General features: G+C 52.0%; 23 protein-coding genes. 3 read left to right on the top strand and 20 right to left on the bottom strand.

Translation table 11 applies throughout. From position 1 onward, the window contains the following. Window positions 1-23 precede the first annotated feature (23 nt). The 6 genes from EV294_RS06975 to EV294_RS06950 form a co-directional block, all read right to left on the bottom strand. Entirely contained in the window at window positions 24-1034 is a 1011-nt protein-coding gene (locus EV294_RS06975; RefSeq protein WP_132305085.1) for a phosphotransferase, read from the bottom strand. Further along, window positions 1031-1720, bottom strand: a complete 690-nt coding sequence (locus tag EV294_RS06970) for an MOSC domain-containing protein (RefSeq protein WP_132305083.1) — start codon at window positions 1718-1720, stop codon at window positions 1031-1033. The genes EV294_RS06975 and EV294_RS06970 overlap by 4 nt, the downstream gene beginning before the upstream one ends. Before the next feature lie 298 nt (window positions 1721-2018). After that, on the bottom strand, window positions 2019-3989 hold the full coding sequence (locus EV294_RS06965; protein ID WP_132305081.1) for an amino acid permease: 1971 nt from the start codon (window positions 3987-3989) through the stop codon (window positions 2019-2021). A 51-nt stretch (window positions 3990-4040) separates the two neighbouring features. Continuing rightward, a complete protein-coding gene (locus EV294_RS06960) occupies window positions 4041-4652 on the bottom strand; it encodes a DUF3298 and DUF4163 domain-containing protein (protein ID WP_132305079.1) in 612 nt (203 codons plus the stop codon). A gap of 16 nt (window positions 4653-4668) precedes the next feature. After that, the gene (locus tag EV294_RS06955; protein WP_165930594.1) at window positions 4669-5175 is read right to left on the bottom strand and encodes a GNAT family N-acetyltransferase; all 507 of its coding nucleotides are present in this window, start codon (window positions 5173-5175) and stop codon (window positions 4669-4671) included. Next, window positions 5172-5897: a phosphonate ABC transporter ATP-binding protein gene (locus EV294_RS06950; protein WP_132305075.1), complete on the bottom strand. Its 726-nt coding sequence runs from the start codon at window positions 5895-5897 to the stop codon at window positions 5172-5174. Before EV294_RS06950 ends, EV294_RS06955 begins: the two co-directional genes overlap by 4 nt. A gap of 161 nt (window positions 5898-6058) precedes the next feature. Here EV294_RS06950 and EV294_RS06945 point away from each other — a divergent pair, with 161 nt between their 5' ends. Continuing rightward, on the top strand, window positions 6059-6283 hold the full coding sequence (locus EV294_RS06945) for a hypothetical protein (RefSeq protein ID WP_132305073.1): 225 nt from the start codon (window positions 6059-6061) through the stop codon (window positions 6281-6283). A 77-nt stretch (window positions 6284-6360) separates the two neighbouring features. Here EV294_RS06945 and EV294_RS30255 read toward each other — a convergent pair whose 3' ends face one another. Next, a complete protein-coding gene (locus EV294_RS30255) occupies window positions 6361-6498 on the bottom strand; it encodes a hypothetical protein (RefSeq protein ID WP_015844260.1) in 138 nt (45 codons plus the stop codon). Window positions 6499-6637: 139 nt separating this feature from the next. Between EV294_RS30255 and EV294_RS06940 the strand changes: the two genes are divergently transcribed. After that, window positions 6638-7381 carry an HAD family hydrolase gene (locus tag EV294_RS06940; RefSeq protein WP_132305071.1) on the top strand — a complete coding sequence of 248 codons (744 nt, stop codon included), beginning with the start codon at window positions 6638-6640 and terminating at the stop codon, window positions 7379-7381. Between the two features lie 72 nt (window positions 7382-7453). Here the strand turns inward: EV294_RS06940 and EV294_RS06935 are convergent, their stop codons facing one another. The 11 genes from EV294_RS06935 to pdhA form a co-directional block, all read right to left on the bottom strand. Beyond that, entirely contained in the window at window positions 7454-9781 is a 2328-nt protein-coding gene (locus EV294_RS06935) for a type IA DNA topoisomerase (RefSeq protein ID WP_132305069.1), read from the bottom strand. Window positions 9782-9798: 17 nt separating this feature from the next. Further along, a complete protein-coding gene (locus EV294_RS06930; RefSeq protein ID WP_132305067.1) occupies window positions 9799-10929 on the bottom strand; it encodes a glucosaminidase domain-containing protein in 1131 nt (376 codons plus the stop codon). Window positions 10930-10980: 51 nt separating this feature from the next. Further along, window positions 10981-11301 (bottom strand): hypothetical protein, encoded by a 321-nt coding sequence (locus EV294_RS06925; protein WP_132305065.1) that lies wholly within the window; start codon window positions 11299-11301, stop codon window positions 10981-10983. Between the two features lie 153 nt (window positions 11302-11454). Beyond that, window positions 11455-12945 (bottom strand): glutamate synthase subunit beta, encoded by a 1491-nt coding sequence (locus EV294_RS06920; RefSeq protein WP_132305063.1) that lies wholly within the window; start codon window positions 12943-12945, stop codon window positions 11455-11457. Between the two features lie 219 nt (window positions 12946-13164). After that, the gene (locus EV294_RS06915) at window positions 13165-13656 is read right to left on the bottom strand and encodes a dihydrofolate reductase (RefSeq protein WP_132305061.1); all 492 of its coding nucleotides are present in this window, start codon (window positions 13654-13656) and stop codon (window positions 13165-13167) included. An 18-nt stretch (window positions 13657-13674) separates the two neighbouring features. Beyond that, a complete protein-coding gene (locus tag EV294_RS06910) occupies window positions 13675-14637 on the bottom strand; it encodes a thymidylate synthase (RefSeq protein WP_132305059.1) in 963 nt (320 codons plus the stop codon). 160 nt (window positions 14638-14797) lie between these two features. Further along, window positions 14798-15283, bottom strand: coding sequence for an acyl-CoA thioesterase (locus EV294_RS06905; protein WP_132305057.1), 486 nt, complete (start codon window positions 15281-15283; stop codon window positions 14798-14800). A gap of 110 nt (window positions 15284-15393) precedes the next feature. After that, window positions 15394-16809, bottom strand: a complete 1416-nt coding sequence (gene lpdA, locus EV294_RS06900) for a dihydrolipoyl dehydrogenase (RefSeq protein WP_132305055.1) — start codon at window positions 16807-16809, stop codon at window positions 15394-15396. A gap of 5 nt (window positions 16810-16814) precedes the next feature. Further along, window positions 16815-18140, bottom strand: a complete 1326-nt coding sequence (locus EV294_RS06895; RefSeq protein ID WP_132305053.1) for a dihydrolipoamide acetyltransferase family protein — start codon at window positions 18138-18140, stop codon at window positions 16815-16817. A 198-nt stretch (window positions 18141-18338) separates the two neighbouring features. Continuing rightward, complete coding sequence (locus EV294_RS06890; RefSeq protein ID WP_132305051.1) at window positions 18339-19316, bottom strand: alpha-ketoacid dehydrogenase subunit beta; 978 nt, start codon at window positions 19314-19316, stop codon at window positions 18339-18341. Between the two features lie 58 nt (window positions 19317-19374). Beyond that, a complete protein-coding gene (gene pdhA, locus EV294_RS06885; protein ID WP_132305049.1) occupies window positions 19375-20454 on the bottom strand; it encodes a pyruvate dehydrogenase (acetyl-transferring) E1 component subunit alpha in 1080 nt (359 codons plus the stop codon). 292 nt (window positions 20455-20746) lie between these two features. On the opposite strand from pdhA, the gene EV294_RS06880 reads away from it, so the two are divergent. Next, a complete protein-coding gene (locus EV294_RS06880) occupies window positions 20747-21484 on the top strand; it encodes an alpha/beta hydrolase (protein ID WP_132305047.1) in 738 nt (245 codons plus the stop codon). A gap of 122 nt (window positions 21485-21606) precedes the next feature. Here EV294_RS06880 and EV294_RS06875 read toward each other — a convergent pair whose 3' ends face one another. Together EV294_RS06875 and EV294_RS06870 are read right to left on the bottom strand one after the other, a co-directional pair. Continuing rightward, window positions 21607-22080 (bottom strand): low molecular weight protein-tyrosine-phosphatase, encoded by a 474-nt coding sequence (locus EV294_RS06875; protein ID WP_132305045.1) that lies wholly within the window; start codon window positions 22078-22080, stop codon window positions 21607-21609. Then, window positions 22077-22700, bottom strand: a complete 624-nt coding sequence (locus EV294_RS06870) for a trimeric intracellular cation channel family protein (protein WP_132305043.1) — start codon at window positions 22698-22700, stop codon at window positions 22077-22079. The genes EV294_RS06875 and EV294_RS06870 overlap by 4 nt, the downstream gene beginning before the upstream one ends. Window positions 22701-22738: the final 38 nt, after the last annotated feature.

Raw genomic sequence — 22738 nt, 5'->3', positions numbered from 1 at the left:
ATTGGCAACATGAAGGAATGGGGTTATACCTCTTTCAAAAGCTCATGCCGGAACAATGTCAGCAGCTGCTCTTCGTTCCGGTCCACCCATTCGCAAATCTGGTACGTCTGGTCGATAAAGCCTGCAACTAACGCGGCATCATCCAGACCTTCTTTATAGCGGCCCGCGAAGTGAAGAAACACATCAAGCATTCTCAGCTTAATAAGAAGGGGCATCACCTCAACCTCAGCAAGCGTAAGCTTGTCGATGCTTCCGTAACCTTCGCAGAATAGCCGCAGCCTTTCCCATATTTCCGATTCCTCGCCTTTGAAGAAATCAATTTGCGCTACAACAAGCTCCATCGCCCTGACATCAACGGTACAAAACTCGAAATCCAGCACGCCAATGATCGTTTCGCCGTCCGCCACCGTGTTGCTAAAGTTAAGATCGCCATGAATCCATTGATGGGGCAGCTCTTTTACGGCCGGTAATCCCCTGGACAAGTCTTTTACCTGGTTTACGATTGCCGCGGCTTTGTCTGCCCTGGCAATAAATTGTTCGGAAGACTGCAAAATGACGGGAAGCTCATGACGGATTAGGGAGGAATAGGTTTCTTCCAGCAAGTAGTACGGATCATAGATCGGCTTATGCGAAATCGTCATGCCGCGCAACGCCTTTGAGACCCTGGCGGCCGACTCGCCAAGAGAGCGGATATGCTCCTTATGCTGAACGGTTGGCCGTTCCCCCGGAATATACCGGTATAATGCGGCAAGCGCACCGTCCTGCAGAACGGAAACCGTATCTCTTGAACGGTTCTCCACGGGTACGGGAACGCTGAAGCCCGGCTGCTGCCGGTCAAGCGCAAAGAGCACTTGGTGTTCAAGCGCAACAATGTTTCTGTCCCGGTGATTGTTATACACACGAAGAACGTACCGCTCGTCGCCCGCCTTGATCATCCGTGTCGTGTTATTCATCCCGCTGTCTCCCGGTACAACCTTCCATTGCCCATCGAACCGGTACTGCTCAATTAGCGCGGCGAGCTCGATATCCTTCAATCCGCGTGGCCTCCCCGCGTCTCTTGCCGAAGCCTTTCCATGCGGCCGGACAGGGTCTGCTTCCAACTCTCGGATAACTCCTCGACCGCAAGCAGTGCCGACATTCCTTCCAAGTCTGTCTTGCCCTTGTACATAACGCGATTGGCCTCGGCCAGGGAGATGGCTGCCGGATGCCGTTCCAGAACCTTCAATTCCTCGCCTGCCTCAACTTCGCCTTCCTTCAGCACGCGGAAATAAAAACCGGTGTATCCGGTTTGCTGCACCTGCGCGGCAAGCTCCGGGCGCTGATGGCGGATGCCAAGCTTGAAGCAAGGCTGTCTTGGCTGGCTTACTTGAACAACCGCTTCGCCGGCTTGAACAACGTCTCCGATGCACAAATCATGCTCCGTCCAACCGGACACCGTCCAATTCTCGCCGAAAGCGCCGTAGCTCAGCTTATTGCCCAGCCACTCTTCCCAGTGCGGGAAATGACGCTCGAAATAAACGCACACCGCTTTATCCGGTCCGCCGTGATTAACCAGATCCGCCTGACCGTCGCCGTTTAACCCTGTTTTGCTTAAAAAATGCCTGCTCTCGGAAGCTGTCTTGTATATCCCTGTTTGAATGGGCTTGCTTCCGTGCATCGCCACTACCGGCGTTCCTACATTCAGAGAGACAATCCGGCTGTTTACTATTTCCCGTGACATTTGCTTCTGATGGCCTCCTGTCCATTTCTATCCTTCCACTATTATAATCCGATAAGGGAGAAGATGGCAAAAACATCTTTTGGCTCTCTATTATTAATAGCGTTAATAAGCCGGAAACAGGTATAAATACGGGCTTTTCAGCCGTTTTTGAGTAGTCTTCCAAGACTACTCTTCGACACCTTTTGTAACATTCGAGCCCGCGGTGTCGAAAACGTTTTCTTTGTGTAAGATTATGCGCTTCCCCGGGAAATAAAAGCGGTCGTTATTTCCTCATTTCCCGGGAATCCGTCTCCTGCAACTAATGAAGATGGAATTTTCGCTCAATTCGGATGATTTCCCCTTTGGGTCGTTTCAAGCGACTCTGAAGCTTTGCGAGATGCTGCTTGCGGTATCTTCTGTCCAAGGCCATCACCAGGATAAACCATAATCCCGTGCCAACCGCTCCCCATAATCCTAAGGCGAAGACAGAGACCGCTCCGGACAGAAGCAGCCATATGAAAGCGGCGCGGTCTACGATTAAACCGTATGATCCAAGTCGCCATGGCGCATCGTCCAGCAGCCGGTGCCTGCCATGCAGCTTAATCTTAATCCAGATCGGAATCATATACGACAGCTGCAGGCATAACACCGTAAAGCCAAGCAAGCTCGGGATCCCCCCAGCCTCTCCCCCATCGACCAGCCTGCCCGCCCCAAATAGAAGAACCGACAGAAGCGCAGCCGTTCCGATCGCCGGAAGCGGCGATTGCTGCTCGCGCGATACCCTGGAGAGCAATCTGCTGAAGGGGACCGCTTGATCCCTCGCCAGACAAAAGATTGCACGGGAGCAGATCAGCAGCTCGCTGTTCCCGCTCCCCCAGATAGCCGCCGCTATCACAAGCAAAACGAGCGTATTCCCCTGCCAGCCGTCAAGCGCCGCTGCAGCCAGCAGGCTGTCGCCGCTGCTGAACAGGGCTGTTCCGACTATCGCGGGCAGAACAAGGGTCAGACACATCAACAGGACGAAGCCTCCGATCATCGCATAAACCGAAGACAAATAGATGGCCCAAGGCACGCGGATGCGGGGATCGCTTGTTTCCTCCGAGCCTTGAGCGGCTCCATCCATCCCGAGAAACAGCTTCTGCAGCACAAGCATTCCAACGACAAATGCCCACGGCGTAACATGACCATCCAGACTTGCGTTTTGAAACGTATATAAAAGCTTCGGCGAGTATACGCTTCGCCCGAACGCAATAAAGATTCCGCCGATTACGGCAGCCAGAACGACAGCGTGAAGCATGATTCCGGCTTCCTGCAAAGCTCCCGCACGTCCCGTTCCCCAATGATTAATCATAGCCTGAACGGCGGTAACGAAACACAGCGCGATTCCCGTCGACCACCAGGAGGAGCTATAGTTCAGCCATACGGAAAATAGTTTATCGAGAATATAAGCACAGGCGCCATTCATGAGCGCCATCATGGCGAGATGGCCGGCGAGTTGAAACCAGGCTGCATACCAGCCCCGTCTCCTGGTGCCGATAGCGGATGCCCAGTGATAGACGCCGCCCGCCGTTGGCACGGCCGAGGACAATTCCGCAAGCGAAGCGCTGACCAGAATGCCGAACAACGCGATTACAGGCAGTCCGATACTGACAACGGAGGGTCCTCCCTTCTGCAAGGCCGGTCCCGCAAGCAGAAACGCAGCTCCGGTCAGGCCGAGAGATTGAAACGACAGCCCAAATGACGCTGCTGCTCCTAAGCGCCTCCGGAGCTGCTGGGCAAGCCCGAACAAATTCAGGTCATGCTTATCCTGCTGCGCTTGAGCGTATGTGCCGTAAGCCGTCATGCTAATATGCTTCGAAGCCCTAATATTGCGCTGCGCTCTTGCAGTCAGCAGCAAAGCGCAGCCGCAAACCGCCGCAAACAGCAGCAATCCGATCCATACCGCCAGCATCATTGAACCCCTCCCTACGATAATGTATGAGGGATGGCGTTTGGTCATGTCAGACGCCAAGAGGCTGCCCGCGCAGGGCAGCCTCTTGGCGTTGCACAACGTATGAATAACGATCCAGCGCCATTTCGAACGGAAGTCCATCCGCCTCAAGGTCCATAGGTTTACTCCAAGGATTAACAGAGCATAGACCAGAATGATGGCAGCGCCGTAAGCCTTCTGGGAGGCTGTTGACGGCGCCATGAATCCGTACACAAGAACGATACCGCCGATGAGTACATAAGGAAACAGAATGCCGAGCAGCAGATGAGCAATTGTCCCAAGCCATTTTCTCCTGTCCATCCACCGATCAGCTCCTTTGGTCTTCACCGCCCGGCATTGTCCAGTGCTGTCCTAATTATTCGGCACCATGGCGCCTAGCGGACCATTCTCGTTCACGATATCCTGAAGATCGTAGGCCGAGATCGGAAAATACGGAAAACCGTAAGCATACGGCGTCAGCTCGTATAAAGCAAAATAGATGACGATCGACCGGTCGGCGATATAGTAATCCTGATCCGGCCGGATGGTTGCGAATGGCTCCAGCGTGCTGATGTCGCGTTCCTTGATCTGTTCGCTGACCATTTCGGAAATGCGCTGAACATACGCGCTTCCGGGCTTGAACAGCTGGGGAAGGCTGTAGGCGTGTCCGGTTGACACGCGAAACGTCAGCGAGACCTGCAGCGTAAGGCCATGACTGCCCCCCGAATAGGCGTAATTGAATAACGACAGGCTGAGAATATCCCTTTCGTTCGTCTTGACCTCGTAATACCCGCTCATTTCAGCCCGCGGATCATCAAGCGAGCCCTGCTCGTCTACCAGCTGCTGTGCCGCTTTCCGGATGGATTCATTGATTCGCTTGATTGCATTCTCGTTTGATCCTCCGCTAACGTAAGGGATCCAAAGCTCCGCTTTCGGGAATGCCGCTCTTGCAGATTGGACAATGACTGGAGACTGAAAAGCCATATTCGAAGACACCTACCTATTTGGTCAGATGCTCCATTATATGCGGGGTACGCCTCATTTCATGCCATTCGACGCCGCCGTGCGAAGATGCCGCTTTCCCAACGTAAGCAAACCCGGCTCTCTTGTAAAAGGAGATCAGATGCCGTTCGCACATTAGAATAATCGCTTTATGCCCGGCCCTGTCGCAGGTTGACACAAGGCGCTCGAGCAGCATGGCTCCAACTCCCTGTCGTCTTGCCTCCTCCGCTACGGCAACGGTCAGGATGCAGAAGTTATCGCCTTCCTCTTCATCCCGCTGGACGCCCTTCATCTCGTCCCCGCAAGACCAGGCCGAGGTCCGGATGCCGTTCGTTATGCCAAGAAGCTTGTCCCCGGACCAGGCCGACCAGAAATAACCCGGGTAATGCGCAAGCCGGTACCGGAACCCTTCCCGGGTAGCGGCCGCTTCCGGAACGTAGCATTGCTGCTCCAGCCGGAGTGCCTCTTCCAATTCGTTTTCTTTGATTAATCGAAGCTCGATCACAGCATCATTTTCTCCCGCTCGGTTAATCTTCTGCCTTTCACGTCCAGCACAAGCTCGCCGTTGTTTAGACCGATAATCCGGTCCGCGAACCTTTCCGCCCAATCCCCTTGATCAAGCACCGCGATAACCGTAACGCCCTGCTCCGTAATCAGCCTCTTCAGATCGGACAACACGCGGTCCGCCGTATGGGGATCAAGCCCTGCCACCGGCTCATCCGCGGCGATCACCTTCGCTCCGTGCACCAGTGCCCGGGCAATCGCGATACGCTGGCGTTCGCCGCCGCTCATCGTGCTGGCTTTTTGATGGGCTTTATCGAGCAGTCCCAGCTTTTCAATCGTATCCATCGCGCCCATGTAATCGTCGTTGCGCAGCATGCCCGTCCATCTGCGCCACGCAGGCGTCTGCGCAACGGCACCGATGCTGACATTTTTAAGCCCGGTCTTGTTCTGGTACAGAACGGGCTTCTCCTCCAGATAAGCTACCGCGCGCTTGATTTTCAATCTGCCCGCGAGCCCCTGCTTGAAAATGTCTTCGCCTTCGAAGAAATAGCTGCCGCCGCTCCACTTGTTCTGCAGCGCCAAGCTTTTGAGCAGCATCGACTTGCCGCTGCCGCTGGCTCCCTTTATCGCGATAAATTGGCCTGGCTGGACTTCAAAGCTGATATTCTTCAAGATCGTCGGCCCACCGGGAATTTGTACTCTAAGATTCGATATTCTCAACATAAGTCCATGCCCCTTTTTTGTAAACGCTTCGCCATTCTATGAATCTAGTTTACGAGAAACAAAAAACAGTTTCCACACGAACAAATGTTTGCTATAATAAAAACAGAACAAACGTTCCCTGTTTTGCATCCCATAATCATTTTGGAGGAGGCTGAATCACCATGAATAAAAGCTGCGAAAACTTTCGTTATTTAGAGAAAGGATGGCCGCGCCGGGACCTTACGTTTAAGTTTTACACGGACGGAACATTAACGATTATCGATAATCGGGCAGAGGAGGTGATCTCGCCAAATGATTTGAAGGGTGACAGCATGGACTTCTATGTACGCAGGCGTATCGCCTTTATTAAGAATAAACTGATGGCCGCTCAGCAGAAATATGCTTAACGGCTCTAAATACTTTAAGACAGGCGGAATCCAAGGGCGCTGGAAGAATATCGTCCCTGGATTCCGCCTGAGCTGTTTTACGGCAGCTGTTTATTAATTCCATTCATGCTTGGAGGACGGTTTGCGAGTTTGTTCAACTTAAGGCCAATGGCTTCCGATTTAAAACTGGATTGGTTTTGACGGTTTTGCGTTTTGTCGGCTTTATTGAATGGCATGCTCTTCACCTCCTGCCTTATGAGAATGATTAGCATAAATCGCCTGAATTAAACATCGCTTGGGGCTTCGTTGACGTAAGGCTTCGAATAAGGTAGATTGTTCATACGATGAACTTCACCAAAGGAGCCGTGCTTTTAAATGAAGCAAAACCTTTTCTTTGACCTAGACGACACCCTCATTCACTGCAACAAATATTTCTACTTTGTGATCGAACAGTTTGTCGACGCGATGACGACGTGGTTTGCGGGTTATGAAGGGGTAAGCGCAGATGCGGTGCGCAATAAACAGACGGAGATCGATATTGCGGGCGTAGCGGTGCTCGGATTCAAGAGCGAGCATTTCCCGCAGTCCTTTATTGATACATACCACTATTACTGCGACCTTACGGGCCGCAAGAAATCCAAGACGGAGCAGGATTTTCTGTGGAAGCTTGGCTTAAGCGTATACGAGCATGAGACCGAGCCGTATCCTAATATGGAGGCTACACTCGATAAGCTGGCCGGAGAAGGTCACACCCTTCATCTATACACCGGAGGGGAAATTACGATTCAGCGCCGCAAGATTGAACAAATGAAGCTGGAGCGGTATTTCGATACGAGAATTTATATCCGCCGGCATAAGAACAGCGAAGCGCTTGAGCAGATCTTGGCGGAGGGCGGTCATGACCGCCACTTGACGTGGATGATCGGCAACTCGATCCGGACGGATGTTGTGCCTGCTCTCACGGCAGGCATTCATGCGATCCATATGAGAACGGAATCCGAATGGCAGTACAATGTCATTAATATCGAGGTAGAACCGAAGGGGGCCTTCTTCACCTTGAATAACCTGCTTGAAGTGCCGCCGGCGATTCACGGCTATGTGAGTCGCAAGCAACCCTAACCTTAATGGCATAAACAAAAGGAGTAAAGCGGCATATGGCGCTTTACTCCTTTTTCTGTTGAATGATTATACTTAAGATTGCACGCCTTGAACGGAAACCGTGCCTTTGTCACGATCCGTCAACACCAGCTTGGCTTTGCTGCTGCTGCCGTCCTGACGCTTGAAGGTAAGCTGGCTCGTTGCTCCTTTTTCGAGCAGGGAACGAACCATTGGGATCGAGATCGTCTTTCCCTGCTGCTCCTTCCAGATAACGAACGTACAGCCATCCCGGAAGGCGCTGCAGCCGAAGCCGCGTTCCCCTTCAATAATATGTCCGCTGCAGCCCGTTCTAGGGCAAGCCGCGATTGGCTCACGGGGAGAAGGATTTGCAGCCGCCGTACGGGATGCTGCCTTAGGTGCCGCGGTAGAGGTTGCTGAAGCGGAGGATGTTGACCTCGATGAAGAGGTCCGGCTTCCGCCGGAAGCCTTCGAAGCTCGGCTGCCCCGCTTTGAACCGGCACCCGCTGCCCCTCGCTTGCCGCCGTTCTCGCGTTCTTCGAACGTTCCCGGCGCGGCCGGGCGCTGCTGGCGAACCTTATCGACGATCATTGCGGCGAATTGCTTAACCTTCAATATAAACTGGTCGTCGGATGCTTCACCGCGCGAAATCTGGTGCAAGCGCTGCTCCCATCGTCCGGTCATTTCGGGCGATGCCAGCAAATCCACGCCAGCCCCGCGAATCAACTCGATCGCGGCACAGCCCTTGGAAGAGATCTCCAGCTTTTTGCCGGTCAGATCCACATAACCAACCTGTTTCAGCCGTTCGATGGTGGCAGCCCGGGTAGCCGGAGTGCCAAGCCCGGTATCCTTCATCGCCTCGCGCAGCTCGTCATTCTCCATCGACTTGCCGGCGCTTTCCATCGCTTTCAGCAAAGTGCCCTCGGTATAAGGCTTTGGCGGTTGGGTCGTTTTCTCAAGCGATTCGGATTTTACGCATTTGACGCCCTGCTGGGGTTCAATGGCAAACGGTTTATCGGTGAGCAGCTCTTCCTCATCGCCCTCAGCCTCATCCTTCTCGCTGGCTTTTTTCTTGGTGGTCTTCTTCGCGGCTTGCCCCTGATCCTGCAGAACTACCTTCCAGCCAAGCTCCAACAGCTCCTTCGCCTTCGTTCGAAAGATCTCGCTTTCCACCTCGGTCATAACCGTGTGGTTCTTGTATACCGCGGGCGGATAATACTGCGACAGGAACCGCCGGACGATCATATCATAAATATTGTGTTCCTCCGGGCTTAAGCCCGAAGGACGCTTGGGCGTTGGCATAATGGCATGGTGGTCCTCAACCTTCGCCGGGTTGCACACCGCCTTATTCCCCTTGTGCACCCTGCCCCGGTCCGCGCCGTTTGCCAGCTCTCGGTAAGAATCGGACCCCTGCAGCATCGTCAGCACCTTCTGCATGACGGGCAGATTCTCTTCGGTTACGTAATTGGAGTTCGTTCGCGGATAGGTAATGGCTTTGTGCTTCTCGTACAAAGCCTGCGCAATATCCAGCGTCTTCTTCGCCGAATAGCCGTAACGGCCGTTTGCTTCCCGCTGCAGAAGCGTCAGGTCATGCAGCCGGAACGGATATTCCTTGCTCTCCGCCGTCTGATAGTCCTTAATGATGCCGGGCTTGCCCTGCGTCTTGGCGGCCAACGCTTCCGCCTTTGCTCTGTCCGTAATCCGGTCCCCCTGCCATATGCCTGAATATTGAAAGCCGTTCTGATCAAATAGCGCTTTTACGACATAATACATATCCGACTTGAACGCCGTAATTTCTTTGTGCCGGTCATACAGCAGCGCGAGGACCGGCGTCTGCACCCTGCCAACCGAGAGTAAAGCTTTATGACGGATCGTGAATGCGCGGGAGGCATTCATTCCGATCAGCCAGTCCGCTTCGCTGCGCGCCCTGGCTGCCCTTGTAAGCGGGGCATAGTCCTCGTCGCTTCGAAGGGAGTCAAAGCCCTTTCTGATCGTCTCAGGCGTCAAATCCGAGATCCACAGACGGTCTGTCGGCTGGGGGAGCTTCAAATATTGACGGATCAGATGAAAAATAAGCTGTCCCTCGCGCCCGGCGTCACAAGCATTCACGAGACGGCCGCATCGCTTCGCAAGCTCTCCGATCGTCTTGAGCTGATCCTTTGTCCGGGCATTTGGCCACAGCTTGAACTTATCCGGAATAATCGGCAAATCCTGATCGTTCCATCTTTTATAGCGCGCATCATACTGGTCTGGCTCCGCCAGCGTTACCAGATGACCAATCGCCCAAGTAATAATATAACGGTCGCCTTCCAGGTACGTCCGCTTATTCGCCGCCTTTGGCTCTACAACCGCAGCGATCGTCCGCCCCATGTCGGGCTTCTCCGCAATAATTAATGTCTTCAACTAATCGCCTCTCATATCTAGCTTGTTCGTTCCACTTTGCTTTTCATCGATGCAAAAATTTTACTCACGCCATTTGCCCAATTCTGATCCTCCGCGTATTTGCGGTTGATCCAGGCAATCGGGTCCTTGCCCTCCGGGCGGTCTTTGCTCCACTTCAATACGGTTTGGGAGGCAATTCGCGCCGAATCGTGAATGGTCGTATTGTAGTCTTTCCAGCTATAAAAAACATTGAACGGATTGTTGGCGATCTTCATCGCCTGTTTATTCGACCTCGGTACAAAAGCCTGCTCCTGACCGGTAATCGCGAATAAAAAGAGGGGATGGATATCAAATGTTCTCGCTGCGTCGATAATGGCATCCAAGTAAGGCTGTTCCGCCAGAAGGGAATCTTTGCTGTTCAAAAAGTCGACCAGGCTTTCTTTATCCACATCGGTGTAACGAAGCTCGTCCGGGAGTTCGTTGCCCGCAACGGCCGGCATCGCTTTCTCGAAGGACTGAAGCGTAACTGGCGGCTGCAGCTTGTTAGGAGAAGGCCTGAGCAGCGACCAGCCGTACAGGAGCGAGGCTCCCACCAGCATAATGGATAAAAGAGAATAAACCAGCGTTTGTTTTCGCCGGTAAGGCTTCAGAGCCGGAATAAGGGACGGTTGTACCGGCAGCGGGATGACCTCGGCCAGCTCGGGCGCCGCTTTGCTTTTCCCTTCAATTCGGTACTCGGACGCGAGCCATTCCTTTAGCTGCTCCCATAAGTCGGCAGTCCCGGACTCCGCTTTTTTCGCCAGCTTGTCCAACTGGATACGGAACAAGCTCCATTCCAGCTGCGTGCCGCTTTGCTCCTCCACCCACTTATGAAGCGAAGTAACGACATTGGCATCCGCCAGGTCCAATCCGAGGCACGCTTCGAAAATATCGTCCGAGCGGACCGGCATTTGCCTCTCCAGCACGGTTGTCCGGATCAGCCTTGCCGTCACTTCCCGTTTCAGCCTGTCTTCAAAAGGCGGAAGTTGTTTTTGAATAATGCGGCTTACCGCGTCGGCTACAATCTCCGCCCTCTTGTCCTGCGGCATCGCTTCGTACTTATGTTGAACGTACTGTCTGATCTTGCGAACATCAATCGGGGTTAATACAAATGCTTCATCGGCCGGCATGACGAACTCTCCCCTTTACGTCATCTCTAACCGATTTTACCACAATTTTCTTTATATTGGGGAGGACAGATTTGCAATGCGCCGCTGAATTTCTTCGCCTTCGATAAAGGCCTTGATCTGCTCTTTCTCGAACGCCGTAAATTGATACTCGCAGTCGATATCCTCGTCCTGCGGGACGATTTGCGCGATGGCGCCGCCTGATGTGCAAATTACGAGGCCGCTGAAATCAATCAGGTCATCCGGCACGGGGGTCTCCTCCGCCACGTCAAACCGCAGCACGATATCCACCCATTGGTTGTCTCTGCGCTCTATTGCTGCCTTAATCGATTTGAATCGCAGCTCCGTCACTTTGTCCAATCCGTATTTAATCATTCCGCAGCCTCCATTACGGTCGTACAAACAGTCATATTCTAACTTTAGATGTAAGATTTATTCCGAATGCAAATAGGCATTAATCCCTATTCGACAAGAAAAGCGCCCGTAGGCGCTTTCTGTTACTAAGGGTTATCGCTGATTCCTTATATCTTAAGGCAGCATCGACGATCCCATTAAATATTTATCCACTTCGCGAGCTGCCTCGCGGCCTTCGTTGATCGCCCACACGACAAGGCTTTGCCCGCGGCGCATATCGCCTGCAGCGAATACTTTTTCAACGTTGGTTTTGTATTTGCCGTAAGCTGCTTTAACGTTCGAACGGCGGTCTTGCTCAAGACCGAACGAATCGATCAGCGTTCTCTCCGGACCTTCAAAGCCTACCGCGATAAACACGAGATCAGCCGGCCATACTTTTTCCGTGCCTGGAATATCTTTATAAATTCTGCGGCCTGTTTCCGGATCAACCGTACGTTCGATTTGCACTGTGTGCAGCTCTTTCAGATTGCCGTTGCCATCGCCTACGAATTTCTTCGTCAGTACGGAGAACGCGCGCGGATCTTCGCCGTAGAGGGCTTTTGCTTCCTCTTGAGCGTAATCAAGCGTGTACACGTTCGGGAATTGAGGCCAAGGGTTGTTTACGATGTCGCGTTCCAGCGGAGCTTTCGCTACCGTACCGAATTGCGTAACCGATCTGCAGCCATGGCGCAGAGCGGTCGCCACGCAGTCCGTACCTGTGTCGCCGCCGCCGATAACGATTACGTCTTTATCTTTAGCGGAGATGTAGTTGCCGTCCTCCAGGTTCGAATCCAGGTAGCTCTTGATGGTACCGTTCAGGTAATCCATCGCCATGTGGATGCCGTTCAGGTCGCGGCCTTCCATTTCAACATCGCGTGCTTTCGTTGCGCCGCCGCACATAATAACCGCGTCGAACTCTTTCAAAAGCTCGTCTCTGGAAATATCTTTGCCGATTTCCGTATTCGTTACGAACTCAATGCCTTCTTCTCTCATCAGGTTGATGCGGCGGTCTACAACATGCTTCTCGAGCTTCATTGTAGGGATGCCGTAAGTGAGAAGACCGCCAAGACGGTCGGCACGCTCGTATACGGTAACCTTATGGCCAGCTTTATTCAATTGGGCAGCTGCCGCGAGGCCGGCCGGGCCGGAACCTACAACGGCTACTTTTTTACCGGTACGTACTTTAGGAGGTTGCGCAACCACCCATCCTTCTTCGAAGCCGCGCTCGATAATAGCATGTTCAATAGTCTTAATCGTAACCGGTTCGCCGATCAGGCCAACGGTGCAAGAGCCTTCGCATGGAGCCGGGCATACGCGACCTGTAAATTCAGGGAAGTTGTTCGTTTTGTGCAAGCGGTCCAGCGCTTCACGCCACAATCCACGGTAAATCAGGTTATTCCATTCCGGAATCAAGTTATTTACCGGGCAGCCGGATGCCGAACCTGCAAGTTCCATGCCTGTATGGCAATATGGAGTTCCGCAATCCATACAGCGAGCGCCTTGCGTACGCAGCTGTTCATCCGACAAATGCTTATGAAATTCATTCCAATCCTTGATCCGTTCGATAGGATCTCGATCAGCCGGCAATTCACGTTGATACTGCATAAATCCTGTAGGTGTAGACATGTGCGAATTTCCTCCATCCAATATTCCCGAAAAGCCTGTATAATTATTCTCTTAAAACTATATCGGGAATCTTTAAATATTTCAACAAAAAACTTCATTGCCTACGCGATTATCGTATAAAAAAGCCTATCATTCTTATTTTCTGTCGTTAATGGATTATCCGCACAATCTTTTGCACTTATTGACACAACGTTCGTCATTCATGCGATATTCTTTATATTATGCTTTTCGGCGGGCAAATGTTTGGAAAGTGAAGGAGAATGCATTACGCTCGTCGCTTTCCACCTTTTCTGCCTCGACGCGTTCCCATTCGTCTTCGTTCAACGCAGGGAAAAAAGCGTCTCCTCCCTCAATGTCGGCATCCACCTCGGTGAGCCGGATTTTATCCGCTAATGGAAGGAATTGTGCATAAATATCCGCTCCGCCGATTACCATTAACTCCCCGTCACCGTACCGTTCAATCGCTTCACTCACCGAATGGACAACTTCACAGCCTTCTTTGGCATAATGCGGCTGTCTGGTTATCACGACGTTCGTCCGGTCCTTCAGCGGCTTGGGCAACGATTCGAACGTCTTGCGTCCCATGACAACGGTTTTGCCCGTCGTATGGCGCGTAAAGTAAGCCATCTCCGCCGGAAGCCGCCACGGCAGCCTGTTCCCGATTCCGATCGTGCGGCCACGGTCCATTGCTGCGATCATCGTAATCGACATCGTATTGTTCCTGCTTTCTTATACGGCTACAGGAGCCTTAATTGTAGGATGCGGCTGATAATTCTCCAGCTTGATATCTTCAACCTCCGCGTCGAAGATCGAGTTCACATCCGGATTAATCGCAAGGACGGGCAGCTCCCGCATGTCCCGCTGCAGCTGTAAATCAATTTGCTCCAGGTGGTTCAAATAAATGTGCGCATCGCCAAGCGTATGAATAAACTCGCCAACCTCAAGCCCGCACTCCTGCGCAATCAGATGCGTAAGCAGCGCGTAGCTTGCGATGTTAAACGGGATCCCCAGAAAAATATCGCCGCTCCGCTGATACAGCTGACAGCTCAGCTTGCCGTTAATCACATAAAACTGGAACATTGTGTGGCAAGGAGGAAGCGCCATCGACGGTACGTCTTCGGGGTTCCAGGCCGATACGATCAAACGCCTGGAATCCGGGTTTCTCTTGATCGTCTCAATGATTCCCTTGAGCTGGTCAATCGTCTCTCCTTGCGTCGTACGCCATTCACGCCATTGCTTGCCGTAGACGTTGCCAAGCTCGCCGTACTTCTCGGCAAAAGCGTCATCGTTCAGCACCAGATTCGTGAATTTGTCCATCTGCTCCTGATACAAAGCGTTAAAGGCTTCATCCGTCTGCGAGCGAAGGCCAAAGTCCGTCATGTCCGGGCCGGTATAATCCGGGCTCTCCACCCATCTCTTAAACGCCCATTCATCCCAAATATGGTTATTATGCTGAAGCAAATAACGGATATTGCTGTCGCCTTTAATAAACCATAGCAATTCGCTGACAATCAGCTTGAACGGTACTCTTTTCGTGGTCAGAATCGGAAAGCCCTTGGTAAGGTCAAAGCGCATCTGGTAACCGAAAACCGAGATCGTTCCTGTGCCTGTCCGGTCCTCCTTCTTCACGCCGTTATCAAGCACATGCCGAAGCAATTGCAAATATTCCGTTTCACTCGTTTGAACAGTCACTAATCTATCAACTCCTTGTCATTGACCGGCACAGCATGCTTCTCCCGCACGCAACGCCGGTACAAGGTTTATCTAAAAACTATTAACCGAGGCGTTTATCTTCCAATTGCCTCGATAGAGGGTTTCTCATTAGTTTAACATTTTTCGCATAGGTTTGTCTTCACGTTTTCGCTGGATGCTGTCTTTCCCGTTTTCGTTTCATACGCAGCTCATGCCGCTCTGGAGCGGTAGCGAACATACGAATTTCCTCGTCGGTCTCCGGATATACTTTGGGCACCGTTGCGGGCTTGCCTTTATCGTTTAACGCCACAAAAGTAAAAAACGCCGTAACCGTTGTCGTTCGCTCAGCCGTATACAGATTCTCCGATTGAACGGTCACGCACACTTCCATGGAGGAGTTGTTCGTCCAGCTCACATAGGCTTCCACCTCAATCACTTCCCCGACCCTGATGGGCGCTACGAAATCAAGGCTGTCCGTCGATGCGGTCACCACCTGCATCCGGGCATGCCGCATTGCGGCAATGGCGGCCGCCTTGTCCATGTACTCCATAACCTTGCCGCCAAACATCGTATCGTGGTGATTCGTATCCAGCGGAAAAATGATCTGCGTCATGACCGTTCTGGATGCACTAGCCGGCTTTTCCATAAGCTTTCGCTCCTCGTGTTATGTACAGTTATAATATGCAAAAAGAGGCCCGCATGCTGTTAAAGCAGCGGAACCTCTCTCACTAAATCTCAAATAACGTCGAACGGATATTACTTGGCAACCGTATGGATTGGATGTCCGAGCGCTACTTCAGCAGCGTCCAGAACGATCTCGCCCAGTGTTGGATGCGCATGGATAGTCAGGGCAATATCTTCAAGAGTAGCACCCATCTCGATAGCCAGAGCAAGCTCGGCAATCATGTTGGAAGCTTCCAGACCGATGATTTGCGCGCCCAGCACAAGACCGGTGTCAGCATCGGAAACGAGCTTCACGAAGCCTTCAGTCGCGTTAAGCGACATTGCGCGGCCATTGATCGCGAACGGGAATTTGCCCACTTTTGTTTTGTAGCCTTTGTCTTTTGCTTCTTTCTCGGAAAGACCGACTGCTGCGCATTCCGGATCGGAGAAGCATACGGCAGGCACGCATTTGTAATCGATAACGCTTGGCAGACCGGAGATTGCTTCAGCGGCGATACGGCCTTCGTACATCGCTTTATGCGCAAGGGCAGGACCAGCGATGATATCGCCGATTGCATAGATATGCGGGTTGCTTGTGCGGCATTGCGCGTCAACTTCAACCAGACCGCGCTCGCCGACTTTAACGCCGGCCAGTTCAAGTCCAAGGTCTCCGTCTGTGTTAGGACGGCGTCCAACCGTTACAAGCAGGTAGTCCGCAGTAACTTTTTCTTCTTTGTCGCCAACTTTGTAAGTCAGTGTAACGTCTTTATCCGTTTGCTCGGCGCCTTGAGCCATAGCGCCGGTTACGATATCAACGTTTGTGCCTTTAAGTTTCTTAGCAACGATCGAACCCATATCTTTATCGAAGCCCGGCAGAATCGCATCGCCGCCTTCGATGATTGTAACTTTCGTACCGAATTTGGAGTACATTTGGCCAAGCTCGATGCCGATGTAGCCGCCGCCGATGACGATGATGCTTTTCGGAATTTCAGGCAAGGACAATGCGCCGGTCGACGATACGATACGGCCGCTGAACGGGAATGCTTTCAGCTCGATTGGACGGGAACCAGTTGCGATGATGCAATTTTTGAAACGGTAACGCGGTGCTTCCTGATCGTTGAAGACGCGTGCTTCGTTCTCGTTGATGAACATCACTTCGCCGTTGAAATATTGCACTTTGTTCGCTTTCAGAAGCGATGCAACGCCGCCGGTCAGTTTTTTAACGATACCGTTCTTGAACTCCTGTACTTTGTTCCATTCCACTTTCACGTCGCCGGCTGTAATGCCGAACGCCGATGCATGGCTGATGGATTCGTATTGATGCGATGCCGAGATAAGAGCTTTGGAAGGAATACAGCCAACGTTCAAACAAACGCCGCCCACATTCTCTTTCTCAACAACAAGAACGTTTTGACCAAGTTGTGCTGCGCGGATTGCCGCGACATAACCGCCAGGACCTGCACCGATGACTAGAGTATCAATATCTAAAGACGGATCTCCTACTACCATTGTAGTTACACCTCCATGATGAATAGTTCTGGTTGACCCAGAAGCTGTTTAATGTAGTTCATAAAGTTTTGAGCTGTTGCGCCGTCGATGAGACGGTGGTCAAAGCTCAGCGACAGTGCCATTACCGGTGCTGCCACGATTTCGCCGTTGCGAACAACCGGCTTCTCGGAGATACGGCCGGTACCCAGGATCGCAACTTCAGGGAAGTTGATTACCGGAGTAAAGAACATGCCGCCAGCGGAACCAATGTTGGAAATTGAAATGGTGCTGCCTTTAAGTTCAGCGGCAGTAAGTTTGCCCTCACGGCCTTTTGCAGCCAGGTCACGGATTTTGTCGGCAACCATGAAAATATTTTTACGGTCTGCGTCTTCGATAACAGGAACGATCAAGCCGTTGTCTGTATCCGTCGCGATACCGATGTTGTAGTACTTTTTGTAGACGATCTCTTGGCTAGCTTCATCCAGCATAGCGTTCATGATCGGGAATTGGCGGCAAGCCGCAACGAGTGCCTTCACGATGAATGGCAGGTAAGTCAGCTTGGAACCTTTTTTCTCTGCGTATGGTTTATATTTCGCGCGCAGAGCAACCAGTTCCGTTACGTCCACTTCATCCATGATGGTAACGTGAGGAGCCGTATATACCGATTTAACCATCGCGTTAGCGATTGCTTTGCGGATGCCTTTGAACGGTACGCGCTCTTCCGGACGGTAAGCGTCAACTGCCGCTGCCGGTTTAGCTGCTGGAGCTTCTGCTGCTGCAGGGGCTGTTGCTGCCGCTTCGGCAGCCGGAGCCGCTGCTGCCGGCGCGCCGCCGCTCGTTACGTCTTCGCGGGTAATGCGGCCGTTTTTGCCAGTGCCGCTAACCGTCGTCAGGTCAACGCCTTGCTCACGGGCAAATTTGCGAACGCTAGGTGTAGCCAGTACAAGACCGCCAGTTGCTTTTGGAGCTTCTGCCGGTGCGGCAGGAGCTGCCGCTGGTGCCGCTGCAGGTGCTGCTGCAGGTGCTGCTGCCGGAGCAGGTGCCGCCGCCGGAGCAGGTGCCGCCGCCGCTGGAGCTTCGGCTGCAGGAGTATCTTGCTCTGGAAGGTCACCTTCCGCATCAATGATCGCCACAACTTCGCCGACATGGCAAACCTGGCCGTCCTTCATGCGGACTTCGAGTACAGTACCGTTTACCGGACAAGGCACTTCTACGACTGCCTTATCGTTTTGTACTTCCATGATGATATCGTCGTCCGTTACTTTGTCGCCGACTTTAATGTGCACTTTTACGATTTCGCCTTCGTGCAAGCCTTCGCCAAGCTCAGGAAATTTGTATTCAAATTTCGCCACTGTAGTATCCTCCTTAAAAGAATTAGCGCTGAATTTTGCGGTAATTCTTACGTCGTAAGCATTCGCTTAAAGAATTAGCGCTCACTTTGCGGTAATTCTTACGTCGTAAGCTTTCACTTCGTTCGTTTGCCGCTTAATGACGGCTTTGCCCGCTGTTAAGCGGGCAAGGATATCCATCATCCGTTAGGATGAATCGCATTAGAAGTTCAGTACTTTATTAACCGCATCTACGATACGAGCCGGAGTTGGCAGCCAAGTATCTTCGATTTGCGCGAACGGATACACCGTATCCGGACCGGCAACGCGAAGCACTGGAGCTTCGAGGTGCAGGATCGCTTTTTCGTTGATTTGAGCAATAACTTCCGCGGCAACGCCGGACGTTTTTTGCGCTTCTTGAACAACGATTGCACGGTTTGTTTTTTGAATCGAAGCCACGATGGTGTCGATATCAAGCGGCACCAGGGAACGCAGGTCGATAACTTCAGCGTTTACGCCGTTCTTTGCGAGCTCGTCCGCCGCCTTTACGGCTGTGTGAACCATCATGCCGTAAGCGATGATCGTTACGTCGGTGCCTTCGCGTACAACGTTTGCTTTACCGATCTCAACCGTGTATTCGCCTTCCGGCACTTCAGCGCGGAATGCACGGTACAGGTTGAGGTGCTCCATGAAGAATACAGGGTCATTGTCGCGGATTGCGGCAATCATGAGGCCTTTAGCATCATAAGGATTGGATGGTATAACAACTTTAATGCCCGGAGTCTGAACAGCGAGACCTTCCAGGGAGTCGGTATGAAGTTCCGCAGCTTTAACGCCGCCGCCAAACGGCGTACGGAATACGATTGGCGAATTGTACCGGCCGCCGGAACGGTAACGCATGCGAGCTGCTTGAATGAACATTTGGTCCATTGCTTCGAAGATAAAGCCAACGAACTGAATTTCTGCGATCGGACGGAAGCCTTGAACCCCCATGCCAACCGCCAGACCGCCGATTGCGGACTCGGCAAGAGGCGTATCGAATACGCGCTCCTCGCCGAATTCTTCCTGTAAACCTTCTGTTACGCGGAATACACCGCCAACTTTACCAACGTCCTCACCGAAGATAAGTACGTTCTCATCACGTTTAAGCTCCACGCGCATAGCATCGCGGATTGCTTCCAACATATTCATTTGAGCCATGATCGTCAGATCCTCCTTCATTTTTGCTCGTGCAAAATCCCATCGTCAGGCAAGGGTATTATTGAAAATCAGCCTTTTGCTCTTCCAGGTGCTTAGGCGTTGTTTCGAACATGGAATCAATCAAGCCGCCAACCGTCATTTTCTCAGTTGCTTCCGCTTTCTTGATGTTCTCGTTAACAGCCGCTTTCGCTTCCTCTTTCACACGGTTTGTATCTTCTTCCGTCCAGAGGCCTTTCTTCTCCAGGAACTTGCCGAAACGAATAAGAGGATCCTTAAGGCCCCATTCCGCTTCTTCGTCTTTCGTACGGTATTTCGTCGCATCGTCGGACAACGAGTGCGGACGGTAACGGTAAGTCAGCATTTCGATCAGAGTTGCGCCTTCTCCGTTGCGGCCGCGTTCCGCTGCTTCGGATACCGCTTTAATCACAGCCAGAACGTCCATGCCGTCTACTTGCACGCCTTTGATTCCGGCAGCAACCGATTTGTGCGCAACCGACAAAGCGGCTGTTTGTTTCTCATACGGAGTAGTGATGGCATAACGGTTGTTTTGCACAACATAGATAACCGGAAGTTTGAATGCTCCAGCGAAGTTCATAGACTCGTAGAAATCGCCTTCGGAGGAACCGCCGTCACCCGTGTAAGTGATCGCTACGCGCTTCTCGCCGCGTTTCTTGAATGCCATTGCAACGCCGGCAGCGTGAAGGACTTGCGCGCCGATAATAATTTGCGGCATAAGCACATGCACGTCTTCCGGAATTTGACCGCCGTGTTGATGACCGCGGGAATACAGGAAAGCTTGGTACAGAGGCAGACCATGCCATACAAGCTGCGGCATATCGCGGTAGCCTGGGCAAATGAAATCATCTTTATTCAGCGCGTATTCGCTGCCGACCATCGAAGCCTCTTGTCCGGATACCGGAGCATAAAAGCCAAGGCGGCCTTGACGGCCAAGGTTAACGGCACGCTCATCCCATGTGCGCGTAAATACCATACGGTACATTAATTCTTTCAATTGTTCGTCAGTCAGGTCCGGCATATATTCCGGGTTAACCACGTCGCCGTCGAGCGACAACACGGATAATGGTTTTACAGGTTCCGTTTGAACTTCATAAGGCAGTTTGCTAAGCACTTTGCTCATCTTAAACGCTCACCTCGATCATTAATATTTGAAAATCGGAGCTCTCTGTTATAGAATCATAATACACCTGTTTGCCGAATATGGTCAAAGAAAAAAACTAAAAAACCGTTGTTTTTCGCTAATCTGGCCGATTTTACTGATGAATTGTATATGTAACAGATTCGTTTTTTCTGTATAACAGCATAATACAATCAAGGTTCAATACCAGACCATGACAGGAGAACGGGCAGATTCTCATTACCTTACTATTGTTTACCCACATGCCAACCATTCCATTCAGGGGGATTCACATATGACTGATGAACGATATTTAAAGCGTACCGTAGTTAAAGAAATTGTAAAAAGCAGCTATCTTCCGGAAGGCGAACGCAGCTTGCGAGTCTATTTGCCGCCGGGTTATAACGAGGTACTCAGCTACCCCGTAGTGTACTGCCAGGACGGCGAAGACTTCTTTAATTTCGGAAGAATTGCCACAACGGCAAACCGCATCATTCTCGACGAAGGCGTCGAACCGTTTATCATTGTAGGCGTGGATGTCGACAAAAAGCACCGAACAGCGGAGTACTCGCCGGACGGCGACCGTCACGAGGCTTACGTACGGTTCTTTGGGCAAGAGCTGATTCCTTTTATTGAAGGTAAATATCCTGTACGCACCTCTCCCGAGCAACGCCTTCTTGCCGGCGACTCCTTGGGGGGAACGATTTCCTTCCACCTCGCTTTGACGTATCCTGAACTGTTCACGCGCATTTTGTCGCTATCCGGTGCTTATTATGACCGTTCCCGAGAAATTATGGAAGCTCAAAAGGACCTATCTTGGCTGGAGATCTTCATGATTGCAGGGTTCCAAGAGACTGCTTACGATACCGGTCACGGCGTCTTTGATTTCCTCGACATCAACCGGACGGCCCGTTTGCTGCTAGAGGAGCGCGGCGCGAAGGTAATCTATGCAGAGAAAGACGGCGGCCATCAGTGGGGCTTCTGGCAGCAGGAGCTGCCTGCAGGCCTCATGCATTTTATCGAAGTGGAATAGAGTGGAAGCAAGCAAGGCGAACGACTTTCGCCATCCTTGGCGAAGCGAGTTCTTAGCGTTCAACAAAAAGGCCTTCCCTATAGTCATCTGACTAGGGAAGGCCTTTTTTATTTGCCGCGAACTTATTTAAGGTCGTTAACGATCTGATCGAGCAGCCGCTCGCAGCCTTCGGTTACAAGCTCGTACACGTAATCGAAATTGCCTGTGTAATAGGGATCCGGCACATCGTCTTCCGCGGCCTGCGGCAGCATGTCCATGAACTTGAAAATCCGTGCCGAGTGGGCAGCGTCTCCAATGATGCGTCGTACATCGGCTTCATTCTTCGTATCCATGCAGACGATGTAATCGAACGCTTTGTCCTGGGCCGTAAACTGTCTTGCCTTCATCCCGGCATACGGAATGCCGTGAAGATCCAGCTGTTTGCGCGTCCCTTCATGAGGCGGCTTGCCGATGTGCCAATCCCCGGTTCCCGCGGAATCAATCTCGATGACATCCGTCAGCTTTCTTTTCTCTACCTGACTGCGGAACACGGCTTCCGCCATTGGCGAGCGGCAAATATTGCCGAGGCAAACAAACAATACGCGCGCTTTATTCATATAATGCCACCCTCCTTCTGTTTAAGCGATCTGCGGGGCAGTCTCCACTTATAATAAACCGACAGCATGCGGAACACGATAATAATAACAAACAGGAACAAAAGCTGCACGGTCGTATGGAACCAGCCTTCACCTACTGCCAGGCCTGCGAGCATCGCCCATACCGCATAGATTTCATCCTTCAGCACGAGCGGCTTTCTGCCTGCCAGCACGTCGCGGATAATGCCTCCCCCTATCCCGGTCAACATCGCGGCGACCAGCACGGCGCTGATCGGATGGTTCATTTCCGTTGCATACAACGCACCTTGAATAGCAAATGCGGATAAGCCGATGGCATCAAAAAACGCTTCGCTTTTTTTCCACTTGTTAATCCAGGATACCGGCAGCAGAAAAGCAATCGTCATGGCAATAACCGCGATTTCCAGAAGACTTCCTTGGTTCCATAACGTCGTAACCGGCCGGCCGATCAGCAGGTTTCTTATGACCCCGCCCCCAAACGCGGTTACAAGCCCCAGCACGAACACGCCTAGAATATCATACTCTTCTTCCATGGCAACGATCGCGCCGCTGACCGCAAAAGCAACTGTACCGATAATACTGAAAACGCCAAAGATGTCCAACTCCAAACTCCTCCGCTTCCATGATGACCGTCCATTCG

The organism is Paenibacillus sp. BK033, assembly GCF_004345425.1.
Taxonomy (GTDB): domain Bacteria; phylum Bacillota; class Bacilli; order Paenibacillales; family Paenibacillaceae; genus Pristimantibacillus.
The sequence above is the reverse complement of the archived record's forward strand: the minus strand, read 5'-3'. Positions and strand labels throughout refer to the sequence as shown.

Bases quoted from the DNA above. Each gene is read 5' to 3' on its own strand.
- EV294_RS06970 (WP_132305083.1), bottom strand. From the start codon at position 1,720: ATGTCACGGGAAATAGTAAACAGCCGGATTGTCTCTCTGAATGTAGGA.
- EV294_RS06965 (WP_132305081.1), bottom strand. From the start codon at position 3,989: ATGGACAGGAGAAAATGGCTTGGGACAATTGCTCATCTGCTGCTCGGC.
- EV294_RS06960 (WP_132305079.1), bottom strand. From the start codon at position 4,652: ATGGCTTTTCAGTCTCCAGTCATTGTCCAATCTGCAAGAGCGGCATTC.
- EV294_RS06950 (WP_132305075.1), bottom strand. From the start codon at position 5,897: ATGTTGAGAATATCGAATCTTAGAGTACAAATTCCCGGTGGGCCGACG.
- EV294_RS06945 (WP_132305073.1), top strand. From the start codon at position 6,059: ATGAATAAAAGCTGCGAAAACTTTCGTTATTTAGAGAAAGGATGGCCG.
- EV294_RS30255 (WP_015844260.1), bottom strand. From the start codon at position 6,498: ATGCCATTCAATAAAGCCGACAAAACGCAAAACCGTCAAAACCAATCC.
- EV294_RS06940 (WP_132305071.1), top strand. From the start codon at position 6,638: ATGAAGCAAAACCTTTTCTTTGACCTAGACGACACCCTCATTCACTGC.
- EV294_RS06930 (WP_132305067.1), bottom strand. From the start codon at position 10,929: ATGCCGGCCGATGAAGCATTTGTATTAACCCCGATTGATGTTCGCAAG.
- EV294_RS06925 (WP_132305065.1), bottom strand. From the start codon at position 11,301: ATGATTAAATACGGATTGGACAAAGTGACGGAGCTGCGATTCAAATCG.
- EV294_RS06920 (WP_132305063.1), bottom strand. From the start codon at position 12,945: ATGTCTACACCTACAGGATTTATGCAGTATCAACGTGAATTGCCGGCT.
- EV294_RS06915 (WP_132305061.1), bottom strand. From the start codon at position 13,656: ATGTCGATTACGATGATCGCAGCAATGGACCGTGGCCGCACGATCGGA.
- EV294_RS06905 (WP_132305057.1), bottom strand. From the start codon at position 15,283: ATGGAAAAGCCGGCTAGTGCATCCAGAACGGTCATGACGCAGATCATT.
- lpdA (WP_132305055.1), bottom strand. From the start codon at position 16,809: ATGGTAGTAGGAGATCCGTCTTTAGATATTGATACTCTAGTCATCGGT.
- EV294_RS06890 (WP_132305051.1), bottom strand. From the start codon at position 19,316: ATGGCTCAAATGAATATGTTGGAAGCAATCCGCGATGCTATGCGCGTG.
- pdhA (WP_132305049.1), bottom strand. From the start codon at position 20,454: ATGAGCAAAGTGCTTAGCAAACTGCCTTATGAAGTTCAAACGGAACCT.
- EV294_RS06880 (WP_132305047.1), top strand. From the start codon at position 20,747: ATGACTGATGAACGATATTTAAAGCGTACCGTAGTTAAAGAAATTGTA.
- EV294_RS06875 (WP_132305045.1), bottom strand. From the start codon at position 22,080: ATGAATAAAGCGCGCGTATTGTTTGTTTGCCTCGGCAATATTTGCCGC.